Annotated in this window: 15 protein-coding genes; 8 read left to right on the top strand and 7 right to left on the bottom strand. The window is 56.6% G+C overall.

What is annotated here, in order from left to right; genetic code table 11:
• Nucleotides 1-12: 12 nt before the first annotated feature.
• Nucleotides 13-1,125, top strand: a complete 1,113-nt coding sequence (gene holB, locus KQI65_17115; GenBank protein MCB2206468.1) for a DNA polymerase III subunit delta' — start codon at nt 13-15, stop codon at nt 1,123-1,125.
• A 26-nt stretch (nt 1,126-1,151) separates the two neighbouring features.
• A complete protein-coding gene (locus tag KQI65_17110) occupies nt 1,152-2,222 on the top strand; it encodes a hypothetical protein (GenBank protein MCB2206467.1) in 1,071 nt (356 codons plus the stop codon).
• Between the two features lie 36 nt (nt 2,223-2,258).
• Here the strand turns inward: KQI65_17110 and KQI65_17105 are convergent, their stop codons facing one another.
• The 4 genes from KQI65_17105 to KQI65_17090 all read right to left on the bottom strand — a co-directional run bounded on the left by KQI65_17105 (nt 2,259) and on the right by KQI65_17090 (nt 6,518).
• Nucleotides 2,259-3,374 carry a homogentisate 1,2-dioxygenase gene (locus KQI65_17105; GenBank protein MCB2206466.1) on the bottom strand — a complete coding sequence of 372 codons (1,116 nt, stop codon included), beginning with the start codon at nt 3,372-3,374 and terminating at the stop codon, nt 2,259-2,261.
• 58 nt (nt 3,375-3,432) lie between these two features.
• Nucleotides 3,433-3,801: a cytochrome c gene (locus KQI65_17100; protein MCB2206465.1), complete on the bottom strand. Its 369-nt coding sequence runs from the start codon at nt 3,799-3,801 to the stop codon at nt 3,433-3,435.
• Nucleotides 3,802-3,866: 65 nt separating this feature from the next.
• Entirely contained in the window at nt 3,867-5,111 is a 1,245-nt protein-coding gene (icd, locus tag KQI65_17095; GenBank protein ID MCB2206464.1) for an NADP-dependent isocitrate dehydrogenase, read from the bottom strand.
• Between the two features lie 291 nt (nt 5,112-5,402).
• Nucleotides 5,403-6,518 (bottom strand): hypothetical protein, encoded by a 1,116-nt coding sequence (locus tag KQI65_17090; protein ID MCB2206463.1) that lies wholly within the window; start codon nt 6,516-6,518, stop codon nt 5,403-5,405.
• A 338-nt stretch (nt 6,519-6,856) separates the two neighbouring features.
• Here KQI65_17090 and mtgA point away from each other — a divergent pair, with 338 nt between their 5' ends.
• Together mtgA and KQI65_17080 are read left to right on the top strand one after the other, a co-directional pair.
• Nucleotides 6,857-7,555 carry a monofunctional biosynthetic peptidoglycan transglycosylase gene (gene mtgA, locus KQI65_17085; protein ID MCB2206462.1) on the top strand — a complete coding sequence of 233 codons (699 nt, stop codon included), beginning with the start codon at nt 6,857-6,859 and terminating at the stop codon, nt 7,553-7,555.
• Between the two features lie 195 nt (nt 7,556-7,750).
• On the top strand, nt 7,751-8,320 hold the full coding sequence (locus KQI65_17080) for a manganese efflux pump MntP family protein (protein MCB2206461.1): 570 nt from the start codon (nt 7,751-7,753) through the stop codon (nt 8,318-8,320).
• Between the two features lie 270 nt (nt 8,321-8,590).
• Here the strand turns inward: KQI65_17080 and KQI65_17075 are convergent, their stop codons facing one another.
• On the bottom strand, nt 8,591-12,865 hold the full coding sequence (locus KQI65_17075; protein MCB2206460.1) for a T9SS type A sorting domain-containing protein: 4,275 nt from the start codon (nt 12,863-12,865) through the stop codon (nt 8,591-8,593).
• Between the two features lie 234 nt (nt 12,866-13,099).
• Between KQI65_17075 and KQI65_17070 the strand changes: the two genes are divergently transcribed.
• Entirely contained in the window at nt 13,100-13,606 is a 507-nt protein-coding gene (locus tag KQI65_17070; GenBank protein ID MCB2206459.1) for an SET domain-containing protein-lysine N-methyltransferase, read from the top strand.
• Nucleotides 13,607-13,719: 113 nt separating this feature from the next.
• Here the strand turns inward: KQI65_17070 and KQI65_17065 are convergent, their stop codons facing one another.
• Both KQI65_17065 and nifJ read right to left on the bottom strand, forming a co-directional pair.
• Nucleotides 13,720-14,718, bottom strand: a complete 999-nt coding sequence (locus KQI65_17065; protein MCB2206458.1) for a dihydroorotate dehydrogenase-like protein — start codon at nt 14,716-14,718, stop codon at nt 13,720-13,722.
• A gap of 83 nt (nt 14,719-14,801) precedes the next feature.
• Nucleotides 14,802-18,404: a pyruvate:ferredoxin (flavodoxin) oxidoreductase gene (nifJ, locus tag KQI65_17060; GenBank protein ID MCB2206457.1), complete on the bottom strand. Its 3,603-nt coding sequence runs from the start codon at nt 18,402-18,404 to the stop codon at nt 14,802-14,804.
• 671 nt (nt 18,405-19,075) lie between these two features.
• Between nifJ and aspS the strand changes: the two genes are divergently transcribed.
• The 3 genes from aspS to KQI65_17045 all read left to right on the top strand — a co-directional run bounded on the left by aspS (nt 19,076) and on the right by KQI65_17045 (nt 22,892).
• On the top strand, nt 19,076-20,848 hold the full coding sequence (gene aspS / locus KQI65_17055; GenBank protein ID MCB2206456.1) for an aspartate--tRNA ligase: 1,773 nt from the start codon (nt 19,076-19,078) through the stop codon (nt 20,846-20,848).
• A gap of 4 nt (nt 20,849-20,852) precedes the next feature.
• The gene (gene hutI / locus KQI65_17050; protein MCB2206455.1) at nt 20,853-22,109 is read left to right on the top strand and encodes an imidazolonepropionase; all 1,257 of its coding nucleotides are present in this window, start codon (nt 20,853-20,855) and stop codon (nt 22,107-22,109) included.
• 117 nt (nt 22,110-22,226) lie between these two features.
• On the top strand, nt 22,227-22,892 hold the full coding sequence (locus KQI65_17045; protein MCB2206454.1) for a hypothetical protein: 666 nt from the start codon (nt 22,227-22,229) through the stop codon (nt 22,890-22,892).
• The last annotated feature ends 64 nt before the right edge of the window (nt 22,893-22,956 follow it).

Here is a 22,956-nt window from a genome sequence, read left to right as displayed (position 1 = left end):
AGCGGAGAGTTCATGTCCTGGGATCGCATCATAGGTCAGCAACGTGTCAAGCAACTCCTTCAGCGCATGCTGGAGAGCGAGCGCATTCCACATGCCCTGCTGTTTTACGGACCGGAAGGCGTCGGCAAGGAAGCCGCGGCCATCACCTTTGCCCGTGCGCTGAATTGCGAGCAAGGGGGCTGGGAACCCTGCGGGACCTGTGCGTCCTGCCGTGGCATGGCTGAGCTGCATCATCCCAATCTCAAGCTGATCTTTGCGCTGCCGTCGAAAGACGACGAATCGAGCGCCGTCGACAAGCTCTCATCGGACGAGCTTGAGGAAATGCATCAGCAGATCGCCGAGAAAGCGGAGAACCTGTATCATCGCATACGGATGAGCAAAGCGAGCGTCATCAAGGTCAGCAGTGTGCGCGACATTCGCCGTGAGGCGGCATTCCGCGCCGGGAAAGGTGGGCGCACCGTCGTTGTGATCTGCGAAGCGGATCTGATGAACAGCAGTGCTGCGAACGCACTGCTCAAGACGCTGGAAGAACCGGGCGGTGACCTCCTGCTCATTCTCTGCACGTCGCGAAAAGACGCACTGCTGCCGACCATCGTATCGCGCTGTCAGTCCATCCGCTTCGACACGCTGCCGGAAGAACTGATCCGCGAAGCCCTCCAGCGCGAACAGGATGTGCAGCGCGAGCAGGTGGATGCCGCGGCGCATCTCTCGGGCGGGAATTATGCTGCTGCACTCGAGATGGCGCGTGAGGGGGGACTGATTTCCCGTGAGGAAGTTCTGCAGTATGTACGTGATGTCGTACTGAACAATCCGATCAAGCTGTTTGACAGGATACAGGGTATTCTCGGACGGGAAGACAGACAGACGCTTTCACGTTTTCTCATTTCCGTCGGCAGCTGGTTTCGTGATGTAGAAGCGTTGCAGGCCGGGGCGCAGAACATCATCAATACGGATTTGCGGGACCCGCTCGAGAAATTCGCTGCCCACTATCCTGACGCGGATTGCTCCCGTGCCGTCGACGAGATAGAACATGTCATTGCCCTGCTTCGGAAAAATGTGCATCTTGCAACTGTGATGATCGTGCTCTCCCATCGCCTGCGCAGCTGCATCATCCCGCCCTCCTGACCGAAAGGAAACTAGGTAGAGATTAGATGGCCTCACAGGAAACTCCCCATACAGAACAGAATAAAGAAGAGAAAACTGAACGTAAGGACGTTCCTCTCGAACTGCATAAGCTCGACGATTCCGTTCTGGTGTATTCCAGTGAGGAAGGCGCCGTGGATGCGGATAAGGACGAACAGACTATCGGACATGATGGGTCTGACTGTCACGGGACGACCGCGGAAGGCGAGAAAATAGATACATCGCCATATGTCGAAGTGGTTTTCAAGGGTGAACGCCGCGGTTACTACATGAACGCGGCCGGGCTCGGCATTGAAGAGGGGACGTACGTCGTGGTGGAAGCGGAAAAGGGCGTCGATGTCGGCATCGTCGGAGCGATCGGTGATACGGCCTACATGAAAAGCCGGCTTCGTATGCGCCCCTGCAAGGAAACACCGAAGAAGATCGTGCGCGAGGCGACGGACGCCGACATGAAGGTGATGTTCTATCACCGCGAACAGGAACAGACGGCATTTCAGATCTGTCTCGATCGCATCGCCAAGCTGAATCTGCCGATGAAGCTCGTGGATGTCGAGTATCAGTTCGATCGCAATCGTATTACGTTTTATTTCACTGCCGATGGACGCGTGGATTTTCGTCAGCTCGTGCGTGAACTCGCCGCTGAATATCGAACCCGCATTGAGCTCCGCCAGATCGGTCCGCGTGACGAGGCAAAGCGTATGGGAGGCTTTGGTGTCTGCGGCAGAGAGCTCTGCTGCAGCTCATGGCTGGGGATGTTCGAGCCGATCTCGACAGACATGGCCCGGCTGCAGAACCTGACCATCAATCCGTTCAAGCTGGCCGGACAGTGCGGGCGATTGAAGTGCTGCCTCAGTTACGAGGCCCAGTTGTACGAAGAGCTTCTCAAGCGTTTCCCGCCCCTCGATTACCGGCTCAAAACCAGTAAAGGCGAAGGTAAGATCGAGAAGGTCGATATTTTCCAGGACGCCATTTATGTGCACTATCCCAGGGAAAACGCCTGGGACAGGCTAACACTCGACGAGGTGAACGCCATCATACAGCAGCCGTCGAATGACGGCGCAAAAAAATCCCCCAGATAGGGGGATTTTTTTAAGAGGGGGAACGGCGGTTCGAGCTTATTTTTTCATCCAGCTCTGCCAGTACTCTTTCCATTCCACACTTTCCGCATCCGCGCTGACATGCAGCGTATTCACCGTATCAAGCATGACAGCAATTTCGTCCGTGCGTTTCAGCTTATGCATATTCGCCAGGGCTTTGGGATGGGGTCCGTGAGGGAAGCCGGTCGGATGCAGCGTCACCATACCCGGCTTGATGTTGTCCCGGCTGAAGAAATCACCTGCGTGGTAGAATAGCACTTCGTCATAATCCGCGTTGCGGTGGTAGAACGGCACCTTCAGAGCGTCGTCGTCTTCTTCGAGGGGACGCGGCAGGAAGGTGCACACCACGGCATTGTTCATCACAAAGGTCGTGTGTGCCGGGGGCGGGAGATGGACACGGTGGCTCATCACGGGACGAATGTCACGCACGTTGATTTTCCAGGGATAACAGTCGCCTTTCCATCCTGCGGCATCGAGGGGATTGAAGGGATAGACCACGCTGGACATTTCTCCATCGCGCTGTATGCGGATTTCATGCTCATGTCCGTCACGCGCATCGTACACTTCCGGGAGCACCGGAAGCGTAATCGCCGACATATCGAAAAGGGCATGCACGCCGATCAGTCCTTTCTGTTCGCGCGTGGGCGTGCTGACCTGCGGAAGCGCCTCGATAATGAGAAAGAAATTGTTTTCACTCCGTGGATGAATACGATACGTGGTCACACGCGGGATGATGATATAATCGCCCTTCTCGTATTCCAGCGTACCATAGTCGGTTTCGATGCTGCCTTCGCCCTCGTGAACGAAATAAATCTCGTCACCGTCACCGTTGCGGTAGTAGAAGGGCATTATGGTGCTGCGCCGGGAAATGCTGACCACGACATCGCTATTGTAAAACAACCGCAGCCGTTCGCCGTCTGCCGCGGTCTGATCTGCGGGTGCAGCCTGGTTGAAGTCGTATGCATGCGGACGAAGGGCGCCTTCAAAGCGAATCCAGTCGGTAGGAGGCCGACGGTGATAGAGGTGTGAGACGGGGCCGAAAAAGCCGTCTCTGCCGTGTTCTTCTTCGTAGGTGCCTTCGGGCAGACCAACGTGCGCCTGCCGTGTATGTTTACCTTGATGATACAGATACATGAGTTCCTGCCTCTCCTGTCGTTAGGGTATGGTGGAAAAGGGTCCCGGGAGGGAGGTGTCAGTCTTTGATGTCACGTACATGTTCGTGACAGGAAAAACACATCCCCGCCATGCGGGAAAATTCATAATAGCTGCCTGCCATGTTGCCCTTGCCCGCTTCCTTCTTCAGTGCGTCGACGGTTTTGAGGAAATCCTCTTCATACGCCTGGAAGGTCTCGCTCTGTTCGTGGAAACCCACTTCGCGTGCGAGTTTGCCAAGTACGGAAGCTTCAACCTCCACCTTGGCGAGATCCCCAAGTGCGAGGTAGCGGAAAATACGTTCCGCATGGGCAGATTTCTGTTGCATGAGGTCGGAGTCACTGCCAGGCACGGCTGCGACAAGGAGAATGATTGCCAGTGCGGCAGCGGTCCAGAAGGAGGTCTTCATCACTGTCTCCTTTGCGTTCCGGGAAAGGCTGCCGTCCCGGAGAATGCCGGGACGGCGCAAGCGGATTACATGTTCTCAATGAGGGCCGTACCGAAGGCAGAGCATTTCACTTCCGTGGCTCCGTCCATCAGCCGGGCAAAGTCATACGTCACGGTTTTCTTCGCAATGGTCTTTTCCATCGCTGCGATGATGAGGTCTGCCGCCTCATTCCAGCCGAGATAGCGGAACATCATTTCGCCGCTCAGGATCACCGAACCCGGGTTGACCTTATCCTGCCCGGTATACTTCGGTGCGGTTCCATGCGTGGCTTCAAAAATGGCGAAACCGTTCTGATAATTGATGTTCGCACCCGGCGCGATGCCAATGCCGCCGACCTGTGCTGCGAGCGCATCGGAGATAAAGTCGCCGTTGAGGTTCATCGTGGCGATCACGTCGTACTCTGCGGGACGCGTCAGAATCTGCTGCAGGAAGGCATCTGCAATAACATCCTTGATGATGATTCCGTTCGGAAGCTTCATCCAGGGACCGCCGTCAAGCAGCTCGGCGCCGAACTCGTTCTTTGCAAGATCATAGCCCCAGTCGCGGAATCCACCCTCGGTGAACTTCATGATATTGCCTTTGTGCACGATGGTGACCGAATCGCGCTTCTGTTCGATGGCATAATTGATGGCCGCGCGAACGAGGCGTTCGGTGCCTTCTCTGGAAACCGGCTTGATGCCGATGCTGGAGCTTCCGGGGAAACGAATCTTATCGACACCCATCTCCGACTGCAGCCAGGAGACGATTTTTTCAGCTTCCGGCGTCCCGGCTTTCCACTCCACACCGGCGTAAATGTCTTCCGAATTCTCACGGAAGATGACCATGTCAATCTGCTCGGGTCGTTTGACCGGGGAGGGAACACCGTTGAAATACTGCACGGGACGCAGGCAGACGTAAAGGTCGAGGATTTGACGCAGGGCCACGTTCAATGAACGGATGCCGCCGCCAACCGGGGTGGTGAGGGGACCCTTGATGCCGACGATGTATTCTTTGACGGCTTCGAGCGTGTCTTCGGGAAGCCAGACGTTTTCACCGTACTTCGCGACAGCCTTTTCGCCGGCGAAAATTTCAAACCAGTTGATTTTCCTTGCGTCGCCATAAGCCTTTTCGACAGCTGCGTCGAACACGCGCACGGCCGCGGCCCAGATATCGGGTCCAATGCCATCGCCTTCGATAAAGGGAATGATGGGATGATCGGGAACATTGAGCTTGCCGTTCTCAACGGTGATCTTGCTGCCCTCAGTCGGGGGTGTCAGCAGCTGATAGGCCATGTCGGTACTCCACTGATAAATGGGAAGGATTCAATTGATCTGGCGTGCCTGGAAAAATCCATGCTGCGCATGTAATACAGGATGCCACAAAGGTGCATTGGGATTCAGAATGTCCTTAAACATACAAAATACAGGGGAATTGGGAAACTCCAGCAGGTCCCTCTCCGCCGGTATCGTGAAATAATCAGGATGGATTGAAAGAGGGACTAAAAAAAATACCCTCCTCCGTGATCGGAGGAGGGCAGACACGGCCGTCCTCATGGGGACGACCGTGGATGAAATTGGTTTGAATCAGCCGCGGCGTCCCGTTCCTGTTCCGTTGCGATCATTCATCCCGGCGAGATGTTTTTTCCAGATTTCAAGCTGGCGATCGTTGAGAAGGGAGGCGATTTTCGCGTTGATGCGCTCCTGCAGCTGGCGAAGCGCCTGGGCGAGTCCTGCGCGGTCACCTTCGTACTTTTCCATCAGCTGTTTGATCAGGCGCTGCTGTTCGATGAGAATTTCCTTGACTGCGGCCTGCTGACGTTCGGTCAGATTGAGCAATTCCGTCAGCTGCTTGAGATGCATGTCGATATTCGGCTGACGGTCTCCGGGTGTGATCTGGCGCCGCTGCAGTTCTTTCCAGCGCTCCCAGCGATTGCCGAGCAGTTCGCTCATCCTGGCGTCGATACGGGCATGCAGGGCAGCAAGTGCTTCACGGAAGCCTTCGGGATTGTCTTTGTACTGCTCACGCAGGCGGGCGATTTCCTTGTACTGCAGCATCAGAATTTCCTTGACGCTGGCAGCTTCTTCCTCGCTGAGCCCGAGGACGCTGGTCATGCGATCAACGAGACGGTCGATGCGGAGCGACTGCCACTCATCACGGCGTTCTTCACGCTCCTGCTTGAGCTGTTCCTGCAACCGCTGCACGTTCGCGACAGCTTCCTCACCGATCAGACGCATCATGGCGGCCATGAGCTTTTCGTGTTCCGCCTTCAGCAGACGCATTTTCTCTTCGCGGCTTTTGTCGCTGTTGAGAATGCGTTCGCGCAGCTTGTTGCTCGCCGCGATCATTTCGCGAAGTTGCGCCAGCAGTTCCTCGCTCATGTCGGGATTGGCTTTGACGATCAGCTGATAGTAAATGATGGCAGCAATATCGACAGAAGCCTTGCGGTCGAGACGACCGTCGATCATGCTGTCAAATGTCAACAGACGCGGTGCATCCAGGAGAAGACTCAGGTCCTCATCCATGAAATACATTTCGTCAATCAGCGCGGATTGCTCCATGGAGAGGTCGAGGTTGCCAAGATTACCGGCGAACGACATCGGGGCATCCGGTGTGCCCACAGGTGCGTTGACCTGCGCATCGTCACTGCATGCGGTCAGCAGCAGTGTGGCAAAAAGCACGGTAAAAACGAGTGATTTCATGGAAAAACCTGTTGAATGTGGATGATCAGTACCAGTGGACTGGCCTCCATGGGTGGTGGGCCATGGAAAATGACAATCAGAGGATACACAAAGTTACAAGCTGAATGAAAAAAAGCAAATCCGATACGGTTGTCCTGCTCCGGCGCCCCACCACATTCGGGAAATCCCTTATATTGTTGTGAGATTGCAGATTTCAAATTGCAGATTGCAGATGGCAGATGGCAGATTGCAGATTGCAGATTGCAAATCGAATTGGAGCGGGGATTGCTTCCTGTGAGGTGTCCCGGGATGCTTGTGATCATTGCGGAAGCAATCCCTGATAACAGATTGCAAGTAAAATGATAACAATCCGAAAAATATGGACAGCAATACGGGCCGGGTTCCGGACGGTGGCGGTGACTGTTTTTCTACTGGTCATGGCTATTGCAGCGCTGCGGGTGCTGCCGGCGGAATGGACGCCGCTGATGTTTTTGCGCGTGTATGAGGCCATCGGGGAGGGACGCGTCGTGGGGGTAGATCGCATCTGGGTACCGTATGAGAGTATCTCACCGCAAGTCTTTCGCGCCATGGTGGCGGCGGAAGACGCGCGCTTCATGCGGCACGACGGCATCGACTGGCGTGCGCTTGATGCCGCCATGCGTTACAATCGTGCACATCGCGGGAAAAAGGTGCGGGGGGCCAGTACGATCACAATGCAGACCGCCCGGAATGTTTTTCTCTGGCAGGGACGAAATTATCTGCGAAAAGGCATGGAAGCATGGTTTACGCTGGCGATTGAGCATTTGTGGACGAAACATCGTATTCTCGAAATGTATGCCAATGTCGTGGAAACGGGAGACGGGGTTTACGGCATGGAAGCCGCGGCACGACGATATTTCCACAAATCCGCTGCCGAACTCACCCGCCGGGAGGCTGCTCTGATGGCTGCCGTCCTTCCCAATCCCCGCCGCTGGTCACCCGCGCATCCCACCGCCTACATAAATCGCCGCGCGAACTGGATCATGTCCCGCATGGGCGGTGTTGCAATACCCAAATAGATTGCAGATTGCAGATTTCAGATGACAGATTGCAAATGGAATTGGAGCAGGGTTTGCTTCCCATGAGGTGTACCCGGATGTCTGCCGTTATGCAGAAAGCAATCCCTGAACACAGATGACAGATGGTAGATTTCAGATGACAGATGGCAGATTGCAGATTTCAGACGGATTATTGCCCGTTGGGAAGGGTGATATTTGGATACACTGACACTGTTGTTCATTGCATTCGCGCTGGGTATCGATGCGTTCGCAGTATCGGTGTCTGCCGGGGCATACCTGCTTCGGCCGGATGCGCGGCAGACGTTTCGCCTCAGTTTTCATTTCGGACTCTTCCAGGCACTGATGCCGATTCTCGGCTGGCTCGCCGGTTCCGGCTTCGCGGATGCCATTGCCGCATACGATCACTGGATTGCGTTTACGCTGCTCGCTGTGGTCGGGGGACATATGCTGTGGAATTCATTCGGGGTGGGAGAGGACAAGGAAATCCTGCGCGATGTGACCCGTGGATGGTCGCTTGTTTCACTCTCCGTTGCTACGAGCATCGATGCGCTGGCGGTAGGACTCAGTCTCTCCCTCGTCAGCGTCGAGATTATTTTTCCCTCCATTGTGATAGGGATTGTCGCGGGAATCATGTCCCTCATCGGTATCCGTCTCGGTGAACGCGTCGCCGCACGCTTCGGTACGCACATGGAGTTCATCGGCGGCATCATCCTCATCCTCATCGGCGTCCGCATCCTCGTCGAACACCTCACATCCTCCGCCTGACGCATCCTCCGCCTGATGCATCCTCCGCCTGACGGCGGAATCCAGATTACAGATGACAGATTGCAGATTGCAAACCCGGTAGGAGCGGGGATTGCTTGCCGTGAAGTGTTCCCGGATGTTTGTGGTGTTCGTGGAAGCAATCCCTGATGAGGCGAACCATGCAAAGCCGAAAGATGGAATAATGAAAAAATGGAAATATGACCGCAGGGGCCATATTTCCATTCTTCCATCGTTCGATCGTTCAATCGCGGCCGCGGAGCGGACGCGCTATCAGCGGGTGACGACCAGGGCGCGGGTCAGCGTACCGTTCCGTGTTGCGAGACGGTAGAAGTACGTTCCGGCGGAGAGTCCCTGGAGAGGAATGTCAACCGTATGCGCACCTGCTGAGAACTGCCCGGAGGCGATGGTCGCGACTTCGCGGCCAGCGGCGTCGTACAATGCCAGCATGAGTTCGCCTGCCTGCGGAAGGGAGAACTGCAGCTGTGCACTTCCGCGTGTGAGCGGTGCCGGATGCGGGGAAGCGACGCCGAGTGCGAAGCTGCCGGCATCGAGTTGCCCGGTGCCGAGAATGCTCATGGGCAGCAGTTCGGTGTCAGGCGACTGAAGTGCGGTACCCTCGCTGTCGAAGGTGATCACACGGTAGGTGTAATGTCCCTGCGGCAGCTCTTCCTCGAATGCATAGCGCCCCGAGGTGGAGGGCGGAAGCACGGCGGCGGTGCGCCATTCTCCACTGCCGGTTTCGCTGCGCTCGAGTATGAAACCGATGCCGCTGCCTTCCATTGTCGTGTTGAAGGAAATGCGCGCTTCGTGGTCGTTTTTCCAGGCGGCGTTGACTTCAACTTCCCACTCTTCGGGGAAGTACGGGTAGGCCATCGCCCAGATACCATCGAGATCCGTCAATCCGAACGCTGTCACACTTTGCATCAGAGGTGTGGAGTATCCGGCGTAGGGAACCCAGCTGTACTGCGCGGGAATCTGACGCCAGATGCGGAGCAGTTCGGGCTGGTCGATACCGGTCTGCCCGAGCTCACTCAGCGTGTAATACAGTGTCATGTCAGCCGAGTAGCTGCCCTCGGCGTCGAGGATGTAATGACGGTAGGCGTAACGCAGGCGTTGAATGTTGCGCGGCAGGGCGTAGGGGACGAGACGCAGGCTGAGATTCTGCACCGTACCGCTGTTGACGTCGATGCGTGCGATGATATGTCCTTCAGCGTTGTAGAAGGACATTCCGCTTCCCATCGGCAGACTGCTGACAGTGTGCACGACCTGGTCGCGCGGTTCGTTCTCGAGCACGACCGGCACGGTAAGCGGCGAATTGACGATGGGCACGTTGGTGACGTTGTTCACGCCTTCAATCGTGATTTCACCGTAATAGGTGCCGGGCATCATCGTCAGGGCGCTGATGGCAATCCCGAGCTTGTCGCCCTCGAGCCCGGAGGTGTTCGACAGCGTCATCCATGATGTGCTGCTCGACGCCGTCCACGCGATCTCACCGGGACCAAAACTTTCACCGCCGTTGACGACGGGAATATTCGCGGCCACGCTGACACGCTTGTACGAGACCTTGATGCGCAAGGTGTCGACACCAATGCTCAGCTTCCGCTCCTCGAACACGCGATACGTCACGGGAATGACTACGGGGTCATTCGCGGCATGCGGATCAGTCACGGTGATCGTACCGGAGTAGAACCCGGGTGCGAGATCGGAACGCGTGATGTTTGCGAGGAAGTTGCCGGAATTGTGTCCCTCAGCCGGTGAAGGGGTGAGGGAGAGCCAGGACGGCGTTTCCATCGTTGCGGCGATGGCATCCCAATCGAGAATCGAACCGCTGCCGCTGTCATTCCATACGTCTACCAGTTGGGAGACGGGCAAGGGACCGTTTTCCACGGTCTCGAAATACAGGGATGTGGGATCGGTCATAATGACAGCCTGCGGGGGACTCGCGTGCATGGTCCACAGTCCGTCGATGTCATCGAGGTCGAGCTCAAGCGTATTCGCCGAGGTGTTCAGCGTTGCCGTGCGTGACGTCCAGCTGCTGCCGCTATTTGTCGACTTGTACAGCCCGAGATTCGATTCGGTCTGTCCATTCAAGTCCTGCGGTGCGTAATCGACGGTCATGGTTGCCGGGAAAAGATTCGGATTGCTGTCTTCGATCTCGTAGTAGCGCAGAATCGAAGGCGTGTTGTCGACCCAGATGTATTCACCGCTGGTCATGGTTACCGTGACGGTGCCCGGGACGAGCGATTGCGGCGCATTTATGATCTGTGCAAACAGTGTGATACCGATGCCACCGAAGGCTTCGGTTCCACCGGTAAAGATCCGGGTGCTCCGGATTTTTCCGAGGAAGCTGCCGTTGTTTGCGTACAGTCCGCTTGCCCCGAGCGTGATAACCTGCGGGTCGTTGACCAGCAGTTCGGCACCGGCGTCAATGGTCAGCGTGCCGACCACCGTAACAGCGCCATCAATGGTTTTCTGCTGCCCGGATCGCATGGTGAGATTGAAGTACGTCGCGGGATATACCGTAACGGCATCGGATTCATACACCACCGTCGCATCGTCGTGATTGGCGTCGAAGCTGCCCGTCACGCTGAAGGTGGGACCGAGACGCAGCACGGCGTCGCCAGCCACATCGTCGCCGACGGTGAGATTTCCGCTGCCGTTGCCGTTCTCGGCATTTGCGGCGGAATGCAGTGCGAGCGCCATTCCGCTCGTGTTCCATGTCCCATTCTCAATGGTCAGCATGTTGCTGATGGACACGGCGCCCGTCTGCGCGGCGGTCGCGCCATTCTGCACCGTGATATTCCAGTAGAACGTCCCGGCGAGATTGTAATTCAATGTGATGTCGCGGCTGCGCAGGAAGCGGAGGAAGTCGCGGTTTCCATCGGCGTCGTTCGCCGCGGCGAGAGATGCCGCGCCTTCATCGACGTAGGTGTTCTCGAGGAAATCACTCATCACCATCGGAGCGCCGCTGCGTGCGAAGTAGCAGCTCGTACCGCTGGAAAGCGAGGAGTTCAGCCAGCCATGGAGTCCCGGCGGCAGCGTGTTCTGATTGTTGCTGCCGTGTGCGAGTCCATGAACGAAAGTACTTGAAGCATCCATGATTGCGCATGCATCGGAGGAGCCGGCGAATGCAAACGTTCCACCGGTATGACCGGTGAAATACTGGTTGCTGTTTCCGGATGCAGGCACCTGCACCTGGATGAGTCCGTCAGAAACATCCGTGTCCTCAATGGGAACACTGTAGATGCCGCCGAGCACGATAATGGTACCGGCAGGCAGGTTGCTCCAGAGCGCATCGTTTGAAAATGTGATGGTTGCGTACGGGAAGCTGCCACCACTGGTCGCGTCGGAAATGGACCAGCCGCGCATGTCGACGCCGTCGGCAGCGACATACAGCTCGACGGCTTCATCCGTTGCGATATTCTGATAGGCATTGTAATACTCGTTGACGAGTACGTCAGGCGAGGGCGGAGGATCGTTTTCCTGGATGGTCAGTGTATGCATCGACTGTGCACCGGCAGCAGCATTGTTGCCGCCACTGACGTTCTTCAATTCGAATTCGAATGTTTCATCGCCTTCGAAAATGACGTCGTCATTGAGCGTGAGGCTGATGGACTGATCGGCACTGCTTCCTGCGGGGAATGTCAGCGTCTGCGTCGCGTAGGCAGGTATGCAGTCATTCCCATTCGTCGCCGTGCCGTTTCCGGTCATCGCTACATCCACCGTTGTCGCATTGGACGCATCAGGGTTGGTGATACTCACCGTGACGTTGACGGTGCCTGCGCCTTCGCTGAAGGCGCTGCTTGCGGTACTGAATTCCACTGTCGTCGGGGCGGATGCCGAACCGTACGGGGTCACGCTGAAATCGTCGACCGCGAGTCCATGATCCGAACCGCTGTGATTGTCGTCGAACCAGCGGAGCATGATTTCATCACCCGGATTCAGGGTGACGGAAAGCACGGTGCTGACAAGGGTTCTGTTCGCGGATGCATTGCCGTCGAGCGATCCGGTGCTGCCGCTGGAAATCGGGGAATTGAAATCCAGAGCAGTAACTGCCGTCCAACTGCCGCTGGTAAGGCTCGTCAGGCTGCTGCCTGTCTGATAACTGAATTCGACCGTCTGCACCGCGGCGGTACCGCTGTATCGCCACTGCTCACCGTAGTAGGAAATGTCCAGCGAGGTAATCGTGCTGCCCGTGTTGTTGACCAGGCGCACCCCCCACCAGAAATCACCGGCAGCGCTGTTTCCGGATCCGACGGATCCGAGTGCGCGGTCGGTTGAAGTTCCGGTGCCATAACTGTAGAGATTGCCTGCGTTGCTGCCGCCGTCATTGGCGACGATGGTGTTTCCGGAACCGGTACGGGCGTGATACCAGCCTGTAATTGTGCTGTTGTCGGTCCACGTTCCGCTTCCGCTGTTGATCAGCGTGTTGAAATCCTGCGTTGAGGCAGTACTCAGTGTCGTGAGCGACACCTGCGCTGAAAGCGGCAGCGAGAGAGCCGCAAGCAATACCACCGTCAACATGACGTGCTGTAGAGATCTCATCATGTTCCTCTGCGTTGTGTTCTTTTCAGACGATTTGCCACACTAATGCGATAAAATAAGAAAAAAAGGCGCTTTCGTGGGAGAAAAAATGTGAGAAGAGCGTGAGAATTATTGTGCGATGAAGTAATATGGGGAAGTGCTGTCCCACGGGACGGCCTGCTGTCCCGAAGGGACGCCAGCTTGTCAGATCATGCAGGTCCAGGAGCCATGGGAAAGAAACCCAAATCGTTTTTCATCGTACGCAAATCTCCCGTTCACGGCTACGGCGCCTTTGCCGCAAAAAAAATACGCAAGGGTACACGCGTGGCCGAGTATCTCGGTGAACGCATTTCGGATGACGAAGCGACCAGACGCTACAACGACAGTGGGGATAAGCCGCATGTCCTGCTGTTCTCCATAGAAGACGATGTCGTGCTCGACGCCGCCGTGGGTGGAAGCGATGCGCAGTATATCAACCACAGCTGCGATCCGAACTGTGAATCGGAGATTATCGACGGACGCGCATTCATCATCGCGCTCCGTTCCATCAAAGAAGGGGAGGAGTTGAATTACGACTATCACCTCGACTACGACGGGAAACAGACCAAAGAGGTGAAGGCGAAATTTGCCTGCCGTTGCGGTGCACCGAACTGCCGTGGGACGATGCTCGAGCCACCACCGGAAAAGAAACGCGGGAAAAAAGGCAAGAAGAAAAGCAGCGGAAAGGCCGGGAAGAAGAAACAGAGCAGGAAAAAGGGATAAAAAGGAACGCGCAGCCCCTCCAGAATAAAAGTCACCCCGCCGGGAAGCGGGGTGACCGATCAGTCATTTCCAGAACTCATTAGTCAGTATTCTGACTGCTGAGTCATTTCGTCTCAGATGGTGACTTTCCAGCTATTGAGCGCTTTCATGTAGTTTGCGCGTTCAAAAGCGGCGGGTTCGGCGACGGAGCGCTGGCTCATGCTGCCTTTCATCTGGGTGACGGAGTCGTATTCCTTTTCTTCCATCCACTGCTGGAGGTCGTTGAGGACGGTACCGAGATGCTCAGGACCCTTTTCGAGCAGGGCGGAGCAGAGCATGGTGACGTCGGCGCCTGCCATGAGCATTTTCAGCGCATCCTGCGCAGTGTGGATGCCGGTGGTGGCAGCCATGCTTGCACGGATATGTCCGTGGAGGATGGCGATCCACCGTAGCGGGAGGCGGTTCTCGGTCGAGTTGCTGAGATTGACCGTCGGAACGACTTCCAGCTCTTCGAGATCGAAGTCGGGCTGGTAGAAGCGATTGAACATGACGAGTGCGTCAGCTCCGGCTCCATCCAGTTTTTTCGCCATGCTCGCCATGGTCGTGAAGTAGGGACTGAGTTTCATGGCGACGGGAATATTCACAGCCGCCTTGATGCGGGTGAGGTCTTCGACGTAGATGTTTTCAATTTCTTCGGCGCTGAAACGTGTATCGGTTGGGATATAGTAGACGTTCAGTTCGAGTCCATCAGCACCTGCGTCCTGAATTTTCTTCGCGTACTCAAGCCAGCCACCGGCGGATACGCCGTTGAGGCTGCCGATGATGGGGATATTCGTCGCGGCTTTTGCCGAGCGAATATGCTCGAGGTACTCGTCGGGACCGAGGTTATAGTCTTCTGCTTCCGGGAAGTAGCTGATTGCTTCCTGGTAACTTTCCGCGCCCTGGGCGAGGAAGTGGTCAAGCTCGAGCTGCTCGTGCTCGATCTGTTCTTCGAAAAGTGAGTACATCACGATGGCCGATGCGCCGGCGTCTTCCAGACGTTTGATATTGTCGAGGTCGCGCGACAGCGGCGAAGCCGAAGGGACCAGCGGGTTTTTCAGCTGCAGTCCCATGTAGGTGGTGGTAAGATCCATGCTTCTATCCTCAGGTTTCTGTAATGATCTTCCGTGATAGTGGCGTGCGAAGTGATTTTTCACTCCGCACGCCGTCTCGAATGTTATTCCGCTGCCGTGTCTTCGGCTGCTTCCTGTGCAGGGACGCTGATATTCTCATACAGCGTCTCGAGCTGCTGGTAGTATTTCTGCCGATTGTTGACATGCTCCTGCGCCATGCCGAGCAGGCGGGCTGCCTCGTCAGGCTTGCTCTTGAAGAGCATATTGAAACGCGTTTCGGTCGTGATGAAGTCCTTGACCGAAATTTTCGGCGGCTTGGAGTCGAGCTTGAAGGGATTTTTGCCTTCGGCGACGAGATCCGGATTGTAGCGGTACAGCGGCCAGAGACCCGATTCGACAAGGGTTTTCTGATGCTCCATGCCCTTGGACATGTCAATACCGTGCGCGATGCAGTGGCTGTAGGCGATGATGAGGGAAGGACCGTCGTAGGCTTCGGCTTCGAGGAAGGCGCGAAGGGTCTGGGCATCATTGGCGCCCATGGCGACCTGTGCGACATACACCGTACCGTAGCTCATGGCCATCAGTCCGAGGTCCTTTTTCGCAATGGGCTTGCCGCCGGCGGCGAATTTTGCAACGGCACCGATCGGTGTGGCCTTCGACATCTGTCCACCGGTGTTTGAGTACACTTCGGTATCCATGACCAGCACGTTGACATTCTTACCGGAGGCGAGCACGTGATCGAGTCCGCCATAACCAATGTCATACGCCCAGCCGTCACCGCCCATGATCCACACACTGCGCTTGATCAGGAAGTCGGCCACGGAGAGAAGGCGCTTGGCTTCCGGCGTGCTGAGTCCGGCCAGCTTGTCTTTCAGTGCGGTGACGCGCTTGCGCTGTTCGAGAATGCCTGCCTCGGTGGACTGGTCAGCGTCGAGGAGTCCGCGCGCAAGATCTTCACCGACATCGCCTGCCATGCGCATCAGCAGTTCGCGTGCGAACTGATTCTGCTTGTCGATGGTGAGGCGGAAGCCGAAGCCGAATTCGGCGTTGTCTTCAAACAGGGAGTTCGACCAGGCGGGACCCTGACCGTCGGCATTGACGGCCCACGGGGTGGTTGGAAGGTTGCCGCCATAAATCGAAGAACAGCCCGTGGCGTTGGCGACGATCATGCGGTCGCCGAAAAGCTGGCTGGTGAGCTTGACATACGGAGTCTCGCCGCAGCCCGAGCAGGCACCCGAGAATTCAAACAGCGGCTGCAGCAGCTGTGAACCCTTGATGGTATCGACGCGGCAGGTGGTGCGGTCGAATTCCGGGATGTTCAGGAAGAAGTCCCAGTTCTCGCGTTCCTGCTCGCGGATCGGCGGTTGCGGAACCATGTTGATGGCTTTCAGGCGCACTTCCGACTTGTTCTTGGCGGGACACACCTCGACGCAGAGCGCGCAGCCCGTGCAATCTTCCGGTGCAACCTGGATGCTGTACTTGAGTCCCTTGTACTCCTTGCCCTTGGCATCGGTGTACTTGAAGTTCTCGGGGGCGTTCTCGAGTTCCTTCTCATCGAAGACTTTGATACGGATGGTCGCGTGGGGACAGACCATGGCGCATTTGTTGCACTGGATGCAGGTGTCGATATCCCATTCCGGGATTTCGAGTGCGATGTTGCGCTTCTCCCACATCGTTGTCGCGGTCGGGAACGTGCCATCCACCGGCAGGGCGCTGGTCGGGATGTCATCGCCGTGTCCGGCAATCATCATCGACGTGACGTCGCGTACGAATTCCGGTGCCTTGTCGGAAACCACAGGCGGCATCTCGATGCTGCTGCTGGCCTCGGCCGGGACCTTGACTTCATGCAGGTTCTCGAGCGTCTGATCCACCGCGTTGAAGTTCATCTGGACGATCTTGTCGCCCTTGCTGCCGTAAGTCTTCTTGATGGCTTCCTTGATTTTTGCGATGGCCTCATCCTTCGGAAGGATGCCGGAGATCGCAAAGAAGCAGGTCTGCATGATGGTGTTCACGCGGGCGCCCATTCCCGTCGCCTCGGCGACCTTGTAGCCGTCGATGACGTGGAAGCTCAGCTTCTTGTCAATGATCTGCTGCTGCACCTTGCGCGGCATCTTGTCCCACACCTCGTTCGGTCCGTACGGCGAGTTGAGCAGGAACGTTCCGCCCTCGACGATGTGCGAAAGCATGTCGAATTTCTCGAGGAAGACAAACTGATGGCAGGCGACGAATTTTGCCGAGCTGATCAGATAGGTGCTGTTGATGGGACGCGGCCCGAAGCGCAGATGCGACGTCGTCATCGAACCGGACTTCTTCGAATCGTACACGAAGTAGCCCTGTGCAAAGTTGTCCGTGCCCTCACCGATGATTTTGATCGAGTTCTTGTTCGCACCGACCGTGCCGTCAGCACCGAGTCCGTAAAACATCCCGCGGAACACATCGTCGGGTTCGATGTTGAACTTCGGATCGAAATCGAGACTCGAGTTGGTCACGTCTTCCTTGATACCAACGGTGAAGTGGTTCTTCGGCTTGTCCTGCATCAGGTTGTCGAAGACGCTCTTGACCATCGCCGGAGTGAATTCCTTGGAGGAAAGTCCATAACGTCCACCGGCGACCTTCGGGTAACGGTCCATCGGCAGTGTGCCTTCCGTCATCGCCTCTGCGAGTGCGGTGTGGACGTCCTGATACAGCGGCTCGCCGGCTGCGCCGGGTTCCTTCGTGCGGTCGAGCACGGCAATGGACTTCACCGTCGCAGGCAGGGAATTGATGAAGTGCTTGACGGAGAAGGGACGGAAGAGACGGACTTTGAGCAGACCAACTTTCTCACCCTGTGCGGTCAGGTACTCGACGGTTTCCTCTGCCGCACCGGCACCGGATCCCATCATGATCACGACGCGTTCTGCGTCGGGAGCACCGACGTAATCGAAGAGATTGTACTTGCGGCCAACCACTTCACCGAAGCGATCCATGGTCTCCTGCACGATGTCGGCGCAGACATTGTAGTAAGGATTCACGGTCTCGCGGGCCTGGAAGAAGACGTCAGGATTCTGCGCGGTACCTCGGATCACGGGACGTTCGGGAGAGAGGGCGCGTGCGCGATGCTCTACGATCAGATCGTCGGGCAGCATGGCGAACATATCCTCATTCGTCAGCTCTTCGATTTTCATCACTTCATGCGAGATGCGGAAACCGTCGAAGAAATGCACGAAAGGAACACGCGATTTCAGCGTCGCGGCCTGCGCGATCAGGGCGAAATCCATCACTTCCTGCACGGAGTTCGAGGAGAGCAGGGCGAAACCGGTCTGGCGTACGGCCATGACGTCGCTGTGGTCGCCGAAAATCGACAGCGCCTGCGCGGCAACCGAGCGGGCGGAGACGTGAAACACCGTCGAGGTCAGCTCGCCGGCGATTTTATACATATTGGGGATCATCAGGAGCAGTCCCTGCGACGCGGTGAACGTCGTCGTCAGTGATCCCGCCTGCAGTGCACCATGCACGGCGCCGGATGCGCCGCCTTCGCTCTGCAATTCGGAGACCACCGGTACGGTGCCCCAGATATTCGGCCTGTTCTGTGAAGACCAGGCATCCGCCCATTCACCCATGTTCGAACTGGGCGTAATCGGGTAGATAGCACATACTTCGTTGGTCTTGTGCGCGACGAACGCGGCGGCTTCGTTGCCGTCAATCGTCACTTTTTTCCGGTTACTCATACTGTACCTCTGTTTATCAGATCGGTTGTGACATTAGCTGTGCGGACGACGGTGTTCCCGTCGCGTGTCCATGCCGTGCTCCCCGCATAGCGATGAACGGTCCAAGTCATTGTTCGTAAGGGAGTTGCACAATGATTCGGTGCGTACAGAAGGCAAACATCCTTTCCGCTCCCGGCGGGAGCTTCCTGGTGCCGGCAGATTGCCGGCAGCGGTGAAGGGAAATGCAGCAGTTTGCTCTTCCCGCCGGCGAAAGCGGATGGCGAGCAGGACAGGGCCGGAAGAAATCTCTGATGTCAGGTTGCCTTGAAAGCAAGTGTCCATGGGACGTAGGTGCTGCGGTTTCTAATCGGATATAAAGATAGCTCTGTCCAGAAACAAAATTACGAGATTTCACCGACAGAAAAAAACAGGAACACGGACAAAACGGATAACACCAATCAATGGGAACGCAGATCACACCGATTTTCACGGATTTCCACGGAGGTCAGGAAAAAGCGCTCGCCATAACCTCCGTGAAAATCCGCTGAAATCCGTGGGATCCGTGTTCTCATTGATTGGTGTTATCCGTTTTGTCCGTGTTCTGTCCTTATCCGTCTCACCCGTTTTATTCGCGTTCCTATTGCGGTATATTTAGAGTTTAGCATCGAACGAACACCAACGGACAGGGCATCATGCAGTTTACACAACGAACGCACACCTGCGGCGCGCTGCGCGCGGAGAACATCGGCGAAACGGTCACACTCAATGGCTGGGTGGACGGCAGACGGGATCTCGGTGGAATGATTTTCATCGATCTGCGTGACCGCTACGGACTTTCCCAGGTGGTATTCGCTCCGCAGCATAACAAGGAAGTTCATGAACGTGCGCATGAATTGCGTTCCGAGTACGTGCTGTCGATTACCGGCACGGTGCAGGCGCGTCCCGATGGCATGGCAAACGCCGAGATGCCCACCGGCGAAATCGAGGTGATCGTCGATTCCTTTGAAATTCTGAACGCGGCGGAGATTACGCCTTTCGAGATCGAGGACGAGGTCGAGGCACATGAGGATCTCCGCCTGCGATACCGCTATCTCGATTTGCGCCGTGGCGTACTGCAGAAACATCTGTTGCTGCGGCACAAGCTCTATCAGATTGTACACCGCTATTTCGACGACCAGGATTTCATCGAGATTGAAACCCCCGTGCTGATGAAAAGCACACCGGAAGGTGCGCGCGACTACCTGGTGCCGAGCCGCGTGCATGAAGGAAAATTCTACGCGCTCCCGCAGTCACCGCAGACCTACAAGCAGCTGCTGATGGTCGCGGGCTTCGATCGTTACGTGCAGATCGTCAAGTGTTTCAGGGATGAAGATCTTCGCGCCGACCGCCAGCCTGAATTCACGCAGATAGATCTGGAGATGTCCTTCATTCGTCCCGAAGACGTCTACCGTCTTATCGAGGGCTTCGTGCAGCGTGTCCTGAAAGACACCGTTGGTGTCGACCTTCCGCTGCCCATCCCGGTGTTGGATTATTACGAGGCTCTTGAGCGCTATGGATCAGACAAGCCCGATCTGCGTTTCGATATGGAGCTCGTGACGCTCAATGACGTGCTGCAGGGTGCGGAGTTCAAGGTCTTCAGCGGAGCGCTCGGCGCCGGCGGTATCGTATCGGGTATCAATGTCAAAGGACAGGCGGAGGCGTTCAGCCGCAAGAAACTCGACGAGGTGACCGATCGCGCGAAAGCGCTGGGTATGGGCGGACTCGTCTGGATGAAGGCGGCCGAGGGGTCGCTCACGAGTCCCATTGCAAAATTCCTCGACGAGTCGCAGCTCAGCGGTATCCGGGAAGCGCTCGGTGCTGAAGACGGCGACTTGCTGCTGATCGTGGCCGATGCGAACAAACGTCTCGCGCTGGAGGCGCTCGGCACGCTGCGCGTCGAACTGGCGCGCGAACTCGGACTGATACAGTCCGGCGTGCACAAGCTGCTCTGGGTCGTGGATTTCCCGCTCTTTCAGTGGGATGACGAGACACAGCGCTATTACGCGGAGCATCACCCGTTCACCTCGCCCAAGCCGGATGACATCCCGTTGCTCGACAGTGATCCCGGCGCGGCGCGGGCAGATTGTTATGATCTCGTATGGAACGGGAATGAAGTCGGCAGCGGCAGCATTCGTATTCACGACAGCACCCTGCAGGCGAAGATCTTCTCGGTGCTCGGACTCTCGGACGAAGAGATTTCGGAAAAATTCGGTTTCCTCATCAACGCGTTCAAGTACGGTGCACCACCGCATGGTGGAATGGCCATGGGACTCGACCGCATCGTCACCATCCTCGCCGGCATCGGCTCGATTCGTGACGTCATCGCCTTCCCGAAAACGAACAGCGCACTGTCGCTGATGGACGGTTCGCCGTCCCCCGCTTCGGAAGCGCAGCTGAAGGAATTGCACATCAGCCTGAGGAAGTAAGCGTATGATGGATCTGATTTTCTACAACGCAACGCAGGTCGTGACCGCAGCTTCGAACGGAAGCGCCCGGTGCGGAAAAGACATGCGCGAGATAGGACTCATACGCGATGCGGCCATCGGGATCAAGGATGGGAAAATTGCCTACGTGGGTCCGTCAGATGCCATCGACATCGGAGACGCCGAGCGCAGCATCAGTGCGCTGGGAAAAACCATTCTTCCCGGACTCGTGGATTCGCACACCCATCTTGTCTTCGCCGGTGCGCGGGAAGAGGAATTCGCACGGCGCATTGCCGGCGCGACATACGCGGAAATCGCTGCCGACGGGGGCGGAATCAATACCACGGTCAAAGCGACACGCGCCGCCACCAAGGTAGAGCTGACGGAGTATGCGCTGCATCGCCTCGACAGCTGCCTGGGATTCGGCGCGACCACGGTGGAGATCAAGAGCGGGTATGGACTGGATTTCGAGAATGAAATCAAGATGCTCGAGGTCATCAACGAACTCAAGGAACTCCACGTCGTGGAGATCGTGCCGACCTTCCTCGGTGCGCACACCATTCCTTTCGACTACAAAGATCGCCGCGAAGACTATGTACGGCTCGTTCTCGACGACATGCTCCCCGAGGTCGCTTCACGAAAGCTCGCCGAGTACTGTGACGTATTTATCGAAAAGGGCGCATTCACGATAGATGAAGCCCGCGAAATCTTCACACGGGGCAGAGAACTCGGATTGAACGTCCGGGTCCACGCCGACCAGATTACCGCCGGGGCCGGATCCGAACTGGCTGCCGAGATGCACGCGTCTTCCGCCGACCATCTCGATCATATCAGCGACGAAGGTATCACTCGCATGAAGGAAGCCGGGACCATCGCGACGCTGCTGCCCGGCGTTTCGCTCTTTCTTGGAGAGGAGTTCCCCGATGCGCGCAGACTGATTGACGCCGGCTTGCCCGTCGCCATCGCCACGGATGCGAATCCCGGTTCCTGCATGAGTGAAAACATGCAGCTGATGATGAGCCTGGCGGCGCTGCAGATGGGTATGACCATGGAGGAAATCATCACCGCCTCGACCATCAATGCCGCTGCCGCACTGGATCGTGCGGAAACACACGGGAGCATTGAAGTTGGTAAACAGGCCGATCTGCTCATGTTCGATACGCCCAATTACCAGCGCATTCTTTATCACTATGGGGTCAATCACCTGAACACCGTCGTGAAAAATGGCCGTGTCGTTCTCGAAAAACGCTACGCCAGCGCGTAACGATCTGCGATGGAAAATTCAGGGTCTTTGCGTATTTTTATTACTTGAATCCTTTCGCGTCCAGGCGCACGCGAACCAGATGCACACACGCACCTCATATAGCAACAGGAGACACGAATGAAACAGTTTTTTGTTATCACCCTTGCCGCTGTACTGCTCACCGCATGTGGACAGCAGAACTCGGATGAAAACAAGGATGCCGCAGGGAGCGCCGTTACGGTGACCAAAATGCTCGCCAGCGCGCAGGACAACATCGATGGCGAAGTCACGATTGAAGGTCTGGTTACGCATGTCTGCAAGCATGGCGGACGCCGTGTGCACGTGACGGATGCGGAAACGAATGAGAAAATCCGCGTTGAAGCGCCGGAAGATATGCCCGCGTTCGCACGTGAGCTCGAAGGCAGCGATATCGTTGTGAAGGGTATCCTTCGCGAAACACGCATTGACAGCGCCTACATCGCCGAGTACGAGCAGGAACTGCTCGCCGCACAGAGCGAGGAAGAGACCCATGATCATGCCGGTCAGGATCTTGCCGAGCATGAGAAGGGCATGAACAAAGCGGAAAAAGAAATGAAGAACGGCGAAGGCCAGGGCAATGACGGTCATGTCGAACCGCAGGGCATGGACGCCGTGCGCAATCTCCGCGCCGAGCTTGCAGAGAGCGGCAAACCGTACATCTCCCGCTGGCACCTCGACTGCGTCACCTACTCGATGAAAGATGGCAGCGACGTGCCCGTGGCAAAGGACATGCCCGCAGAGGAGGGCGAAGAACACGCCCACTGATTACGCAGCAGAAGCAGGAAAAGGCCAAGTGAGAGCTTGGCCTTTTCTATAGCTGTTATCCCTG

This window comes from bacterium, assembly GCA_020444325.1.
Taxonomy (GTDB): Bacteria; Bacteroidota; Ignavibacteria; order SZUA-365; family SZUA-365; genus BM516.
Note: the sequence above shows the minus strand (reverse complement) of the source record. Positions and strands in the feature narration are given on the sequence as shown.

Bases quoted from the DNA above. Each gene is read 5' to 3' on its own strand.
- holB (MCB2206468.1), top strand. From the start codon at position 13: ATGTCCTGGGATCGCATCATAGGTCAGCAACGTGTCAAGCAACTCCTT.
- KQI65_17110 (MCB2206467.1), top strand. From the start codon at position 1,152: ATGGCCTCACAGGAAACTCCCCATACAGAACAGAATAAAGAAGAGAAA.
- KQI65_17105 (MCB2206466.1), bottom strand. From the start codon at position 3,374: ATGTATCTGTATCATCAAGGTAAACATACACGGCAGGCGCACGTTGGT.
- KQI65_17100 (MCB2206465.1), bottom strand. From the start codon at position 3,801: ATGAAGACCTCCTTCTGGACCGCTGCCGCACTGGCAATCATTCTCCTT.
- icd (MCB2206464.1), bottom strand. From the start codon at position 5,111: ATGGCCTATCAGCTGCTGACACCCCCGACTGAGGGCAGCAAGATCACC.
- KQI65_17090 (MCB2206463.1), bottom strand. From the start codon at position 6,518: ATGAAATCACTCGTTTTTACCGTGCTTTTTGCCACACTGCTGCTGACC.
- mtgA (MCB2206462.1), top strand. From the start codon at position 6,857: ATGATAACAATCCGAAAAATATGGACAGCAATACGGGCCGGGTTCCGG.
- KQI65_17075 (MCB2206460.1), bottom strand. From the start codon at position 12,865: ATGAGATCTCTACAGCACGTCATGTTGACGGTGGTATTGCTTGCGGCT.
- KQI65_17065 (MCB2206458.1), bottom strand. From the start codon at position 14,718: ATGGATCTTACCACCACCTACATGGGACTGCAGCTGAAAAACCCGCTG.
- nifJ (MCB2206457.1), bottom strand. From the start codon at position 18,404: ATGAGTAACCGGAAAAAAGTGACGATTGACGGCAACGAAGCCGCCGCG.
- aspS (MCB2206456.1), top strand. From the start codon at position 19,076: ATGCAGTTTACACAACGAACGCACACCTGCGGCGCGCTGCGCGCGGAG.
- hutI (MCB2206455.1), top strand. From the start codon at position 20,853: ATGATGGATCTGATTTTCTACAACGCAACGCAGGTCGTGACCGCAGCT.
- KQI65_17045 (MCB2206454.1), top strand. From the start codon at position 22,227: ATGAAACAGTTTTTTGTTATCACCCTTGCCGCTGTACTGCTCACCGCA.